The following is a 6,611-nucleotide window of genomic DNA, read 5'->3' on the forward strand; positions in this document are numbered from 1 at the left end:
CGGCCTCCTATGAAGCCGATCGTCAAGAAGAAGAATGGCGTGTAAAGGTCACAACCCAAGCCATGGCCGAATACAACAGCACGGGAAAACTGACCAATTTCTTCAAATCCGTACTTGACCACTTCAAGGAACTGCCTGCCATCGAGCAGGCGCAATATCCCAAAGATTATGCCAGCGACCTACAGTCCAAGATCGATCTGGACTTTAACTACCGCACCCACCAGGCAGAAGGTAGAGGCAAAGACCCCATGAGCTTGATCGAGATGCTATTCGAGCAAAGCCCGCAACAAGCCAATGAACTCCACCAAAAATCAGAAAACACTACTAACTCACCAACCGTAAGGAGTAATCCATGAAATTGTTGCCGAAACTGCTCGCCGCCACCGCGTAGCTTGTCGAAGCCGGCTTTTGCCAAGTTGTAGGAACCTCGTCCCAATGCGGCGCCGGCCTTCCCGGCGCCTTTGGCTACGCTGCTCGCTGTACGTGCTGCGCCTGCCATTTGGCTAACGCCCATCACTGCCATTGAGAGGCCGCCGGCTAGTGCTGCTGCCGCGCCTGCTGCACCTTTAACGAGGGCGTACAGAATGGCCGCGATGATTACCAACTCGAAGGCTACCAGGAGCAGGTTTTGATCCCCGTCACCCACGACGACCTTGGTAAGTTGGGCATCGTAGATGGTAACGCCCAGAGTCAGCACGGCCGCCGTCAAAACCACGATCAGGATGTGATTGAGAACGTAGCCCATCCACGAATCAAAGAATCGCGCCGTTACCGGGAACATCAAGGACATGATGAACACCGGGCCGATGGCAAACAATACCTTGAGCATCATGGTTGACATGATGATCGCAATACCGCCGACCACGACCACCAGGGTTAAGCCGATGGCGATCAGTACCGCGCAGATATACCAGCCGATAGCGGTAGGTAGCTCTGTCCAGCCCGACGCCTTCGCTTGCTCCAGGCATTGCGCGATGATGTCCATGCCCTTGCCTAGCGAGCTATCCAGCGTGGCATAGATTGATCCACCGCCGCCGCTGCTGACCGCTGCCGCCAAGGACTCTTCCAAGCCCGTGAGCGTCCCGACGACCCAATCCATGTAGGTGCCCGCATTCAGGGCAAGCGCCCCGATGATGGCGATTTTCACAGACTTGATGAGGAAGTCCGGGCCGGGCTGTTGAATCTTGCCGGCCATGATGAGATAGCCATACAGCACGAACGTCAGGGCGGCGCCGGATATTGCCCAGGGGCTAATCGTGGCGATCATGTCCGACGACACGGAACTAACAAAAGTTGCCGTGGCGTTGTCGATGGTTCCGCCGATCCCCTGAAAAACGGTTGTTGTCACGCTCATGATTATTTCCCGCCTAGCTTGATGCCGGTCATCGGCTGGACGTTGAGCGTGCCGCGCTTGGCACCATCGACCGCCGATTGTGCCTTGTCGGGGGCGCCTCAGAAAACGGAAAAAATCGTACGCTAAGCCGGTTGCAACGGCCGTAGTGGCCTAAACTTGCCTGCGCCGATTTTGGCGCTGCTGCGCCAGAGGTAATCACCGGTCAGGTTGATGTGCTCCCAACCCAGCGGCGACAGATACTGCAACAGGCCGTCATCGACGGTATGGCCGTTGCCGCGCAAGGCGTTCGCCGCCCGTTCCAGATAGACCGTGTTCCACAGCACGATGGCGGCTGTCACCAGGTTGAGGCCGGAAGCGCGGTAGCGCTGCTGCTCGAAACTGCGGTCTCGGATTTCACCCAGGCGGTTGAAGAACACAGCGCGAGCCAGCGCGTTGCGCGCCTCGCCCTTGTTCAGCCCGGCATGCACACGGCGGCGCAGCTCGATACTTTGTAGCCAGTCCAGGATGAACAACGTGCGCTCGATGCGGCCCAGCTCGCGCAACGCCACGGCCAAGCCATTCTGGCGCGGGTAGCTGCCGAGCTTCCTGAGCATGAGGGAGGCCGTCACCGTGCCCTGCTTGATCGAGGTGGCCAGCCGCAGGATTTCATCCCAATGGGCGCGGACGTGCTTGATGTTGAGCGTGCCGCCGATCATCGGTTTCAGCGCGTCATAGGCGGCGTCGCCCTTCGGGATGTAGAGCTTGGTGTCGCCCAGGTCGCGGATGCGCGGTGCGAAGCGGAAACCCAGCAGGTGCATTAACGCGAAGACGTGATCGGTGAAGCCCGCCGTGTCGGTGTAGTGTTCCTCGATGCGCAGGTCGGATTCGTGATATAGCAGGCCGTCGAGCACGTAGGTCGAATCACGCACGCCGACGTTCACGACCTTGGTGTGGAACGGCGCGTACTGATCGGAAATGTGGGTATAGAACGTCCGGCCCGGGCTGCTGCCGTATTTCGGGTTGACGTGGCCGGTGCTCTCGGCCTTGCTGCCGGTACGGAAATTCTGCCCGTCCGACGATGACGTGGTGCCGTCGCCCCAATGCCCGGCGAAGGGATGCCGGAATTGCGCGTTGACAAGATCGGCCAGCGCCGTCGAGTAGGTTTCGTCGCGAATGTGCCAGGCTTGCAGCCAGGCGAGCTTGGCGTAGGTCGTGCCGGGGCAGGACTCGGCCATCTTGGTCAGGCCCAGGTTGATCGCGTCGGCAAGGACCGTAGTCAGCAACAGGTTCTTGTCCTTGGCCAAGTCGCCCGATTTCAAGTGCGCGAAGTGCCGGGTGAAGCCCGTCCACTCGTCCACCTCCAGCAGCAGTTCGGTGATCTTGACGTGCGGCAGAATCATCGCGGTCTGGTCTATCAGCGCCTGCGCGGTGTCCGGCACCGCTGCATCGAGCGGCGTAATCTTCAAGCCTGAATCCGTGATGATGGCGTCCGGTAGCGCGTTGGCCAGCGCCATCCGGTTGACGGTGGCAAGCTGCGTTTCCAGCAGCGTCAGCCGATCATGCAGGTACTGGTCGCAGTCGGTGGCCACGGCCAGCGGCAATTCGCTGGCCTGTTTGAGGCTGGCGAATTTCGCGGGCGGCACCAGGTAGTCCTCGAAATCCTTGAACTGGCGGGAGCCTTGCACCCAGATATCGCCGGAGCGCAGAGCGTTCTTCATCTCCGACAGCGCGCATAGTTCGTAGTAGCGCCGGTCGATACCGGTGTCGGTCATCACCAGCTTCTGCCAGCGCGGCTTGATGAAGTCGGTCGGCGCGTCGGCAGGCACCTTGCGGGCGTTATCGCTGTTCATGCCGCGCAAAACCTCGATGGCGTCGAGCACGTCCTTGGCGGCGGGTGCGGCCCGCAGCTTGAGCACGGCGAGGAATTCCGGCGCGTAGCGGCGCAGCGTGGCGTAGCTCTCGCCGATGCGGTGCAGGAAATCGAAGTCCTCGGGCTGCGCGAGCTTCTGTGCCTCGGTGACGCTCTCGGCGAAGGCATCCCAGGACATGACGGCCTCGATGGCGGCAAACGGATCGCGGCCTGCTTGCTTGGCCTCGATCAGCACCTGGCCGATGCGGCCGAACAGCCGCACCTTGGCGTTGATCGCCTTGCCGGACGCCTGGAACTGCTGCTGATGCTTGTTCTTGGCCGCGTTGAACAGCTTGCCCAGGATGCGGTCATGCAGGTCGATGATTTCATCGGTGACGGTGGCCATGCCTTCGATGGCGAGCGCCACCAGAGTCGCATAGCGCCGCTGCGGCTCGAACTTGGCGAGGTCGGCGGGCGTCATCTGGCCGCCCTCGCGGGCGATCTTGAGCAGCCGGTTCTGGTGAACCAGCCGCTCGATGCCCGAAGGCAGGTCGAGCGCCTGCCACACCTTGAGGCGTTCGATGTGTTCCAGCATGTGCCGCGAATTCGGTTTGACGGGCGACTGGCGTAGCCAGGCCAGCCAGGTCGTTTTGCCGTTGTCACGGCGCTTGAGCAGATCGTCGAGGCGGAGGCGCTGCGCGGCCGACAGCGGTTCGGCCAAGGCATCATAGATACGCCGGTTGGCGCGGGTGATCGCCTCGGCGCAGATGCGCTCGACAACATCGAGCGTCGGCAAGATGATGTGTTGGTGCCGTAGTGAATCGAGGACGCTGCTGGCCAGCACGATCCCCTTGTCGGTCTGCAAGGCCAAGTCGGTCGTGGCATGGACGGCCTGCCGATAGTGCGCCAAGCCGAACGGCTCCATGCCCAGATACGTGCGCAGTTCAAGCAGGTGTTCACGCCTGGTTTCCTCCCGCTCGGCATACTGCGGCCAACACACTGGATCGAGCCGCAGTTGCCGCCCGATCCAGTGCAGCAGGGACATCGGCAGCGCAGCGTCGGGCAGCAGACCCTGACCGGGGAAGCGCAGCAAGCACAACTGCACTGCGACCCCCAGGCGGTTGGCCTCGCCGCGCCGCTGTCGGATCAGTGACAGGTCGGGTTCGCTGAACGTGTAATGCCGGATGAGTTCGTCTTGGGTATCGGGCAACGCCAAGAGGCTGTCGCGCTCGGCGGCGGAGAGGATCGAACGGCGGGGCATGCAGTTTCCTTCTTCTTGAAAACGTTCGTTTGTGATCAGTCAGCCAAGGCAACCGGCGTTGTCATTTTCAGAAGACGACTGCACCAATTGACGGGGCATAACGCCAGGTGTGAAGACGGCTCCTGACAGCGCAATATCAGAAGCCCTCTGCACCAATGTCGACTATGCTCAATACTCGTGTGCACCAAAGCGAGGTGTGGGCATGGCGTCAGACACATCACCGATCACCGAACAAGGCGTAGCCACCTTGCCCGAGGCGGCATGGGCGCAAGCCCGGCACCGAGCAGAAATCATCGGGCCGCTGGCAGCGCTTGAGGTGGTCGGGCATGACGCCGCCGACACCGCTGCTCAAGCGCTTGGCCTGTCCCGGCGGCAGGTGTATGTCCTGATCCGCCGCGCCCGGCAAGGCGCGGGGCTGGTGACGGACTTGGCTCGCGGCCGATCCGGCGGCGGCAAAGGCAAGGGGCGTCTGCCGGAACCAGTCGAACGCATCATTCGCGAGCTGCTGCAAAAGCGCTTCCTGACCAAGCAGAAGCGCAGCCTGGCGGCGTTCTACCGCGAGGTCGCGCAGGCGTGCAAAGCGCAAAAGCTGCGGGTGCCGGCTCGCAACACCGTGGCGTTGCGAATCGCCGGCCTCGATCCGCGCGAGGCCGCTCGCCGTCGGGAAGGCCAGGATGCGGCCCGCCATCTGCAAGGTGTCGGCGGTGAGCCTCCCGCCGTCACCGCGCCACTGGCGCAGGTGCAGATCGACCACACGGTCATCGACTTGATCGTGGTGGACGAACGCGACCGGCAACCGATTGGCCGTCCGTACCTCACCGTCGCCATCGACGTGTTCACCCGCTGCCTGCTCGGCATGGTAGTCACACTGGAAGCACCGTCCGCCGTCTCGGTCGGCCTGTGCCTCGCACATGTCACCTGCGACAAACGCCCATGGCTGGAGGGGTTGGCCGTGGAAATGGATTGGCCAATGAGCGGCAAGCCCAGGCTGCTCTATCTGGACAACGCGGCCGAGTTCAAGAGTGAAGCGCTGCGCCGGGGCTGCGAGCAGCATGGCATCCGGCTGGACTATCGGCCGCTTGGGCAGCCGCACTATGGTGGCATAGTCGAACGGATTATCGGCACGGCGATGCAGATGATCCACGACGAATTGCCTGGAACGACCTTCTCCAATCCCGACCAACGCGGGAAGTACGCCTCCGAGAAGATGGCCGCCCTGACACTGCGCGAGCTGGAGCGCTGGCTCGCACTGGCAGTCGGCACCTATCACGGCTCCGTGCACAACGGCCTGCTTCAGCCACCGGCCGCGCGCTGGGCTGAGGCTGTGGCGCGCATCGGTGTACCCGCCGTCGTCACCCGCGCCACGGCTTTCCTTGTCGATTTTCTGCCCATCATCCGCCGGACGCTGACCCGAACCGGCTTCGTCATCGACCACATCCACTACTACGCCGACGCGCTCAAGCCGTGGATCGCGCGGCGCGACCGCCTTCCCGCTTTCCTGATTCGGCGCGACCCGCGCGACATCAGCCGTATCTGGGTGCTGGAACCGGAGGGTCAGCACTATCTGGAAATCCCCTACCGTACCTTGTCGCACCCGGCTGTCACCCTCTGGGAGCAACGCCAAGCATTGGCGAAATTGCGGCAGCAAGGGCGCGAACAGGTGGATGAGTCGGCGCTGTTCCGCATGATCGGCCAGATGCGCGAGATCGTGACCACCGCGCAGAAGGCCACACGCAAGGCGCGGCGTGACGCGGATCGTCGACAACACCTCAAGGCATCCGCTCGGCCGGACAAGCCCGTTCCGCCGGAAACGGGGTTCTAAGCCGGAACCGCCGAAAATTCCGTCAGCCGATCAACGTGGCTTGTCCCTCGCCCGGTCGATGGGGTAGACCCAACAGTCGTGTCACTAGCCGCCATTTCGATCACGGCAATGCCAGCCGGATGTCACGTCCAGATTGTTCCGGTCTGGACGGGGCCGACTGACGTCTCGGATGGCGGGTGGCATACAACTGCTGTGACTCCTGCAGGGGGGCGGCTGCCTGACCGGACGGCGAGCATCAACCCATCTCACGTATTCGTCATGTCAGCTTTGACACTGCGCACGCGACGGCACCCGACCCGGAAGCGACATTCGTCATCTCGATGGTGCAGCGGCGGGTTTCTGAGCG

Annotated in this window: 3 protein-coding genes; 1 reads left to right on the forward strand and 2 read right to left on the reverse strand. The window is 62.4% G+C overall.

Going from position 1 to position 6,611, the window contains the following annotated elements; genetic code table 11:
• Window positions 1-208: 208 nt before the first annotated feature.
• Window positions 209-1,354: a TrbL/VirB6 family protein gene (locus ACUH78_RS16945; protein ID WP_445334124.1), complete on the reverse strand. Its 1,146-nt coding sequence runs from the start codon at window positions 1,352-1,354 to the stop codon at window positions 209-211.
• A gap of 122 nt (window positions 1,355-1,476) precedes the next feature.
• Complete coding sequence (locus ACUH78_RS16950; RefSeq protein WP_445334125.1) at window positions 1,477-4,443, reverse strand: Tn3 family transposase; 2,967 nt, start codon at window positions 4,441-4,443, stop codon at window positions 1,477-1,479.
• Window positions 4,444-4,690: 247 nt separating this feature from the next.
• On the opposite strand from ACUH78_RS16950, the gene ACUH78_RS16955 reads away from it, so the two are divergent.
• Complete coding sequence (locus tag ACUH78_RS16955; protein WP_445334126.1) at window positions 4,691-6,265, forward strand: TnsB C-terminal domain-containing protein; 1,575 nt, start codon at window positions 4,691-4,693, stop codon at window positions 6,263-6,265.
• Window positions 6,266-6,611: the final 346 nt, after the last annotated feature.

It is taken from the genome of Thauera sp. ZXT1-4 (genome assembly GCF_052598215.2).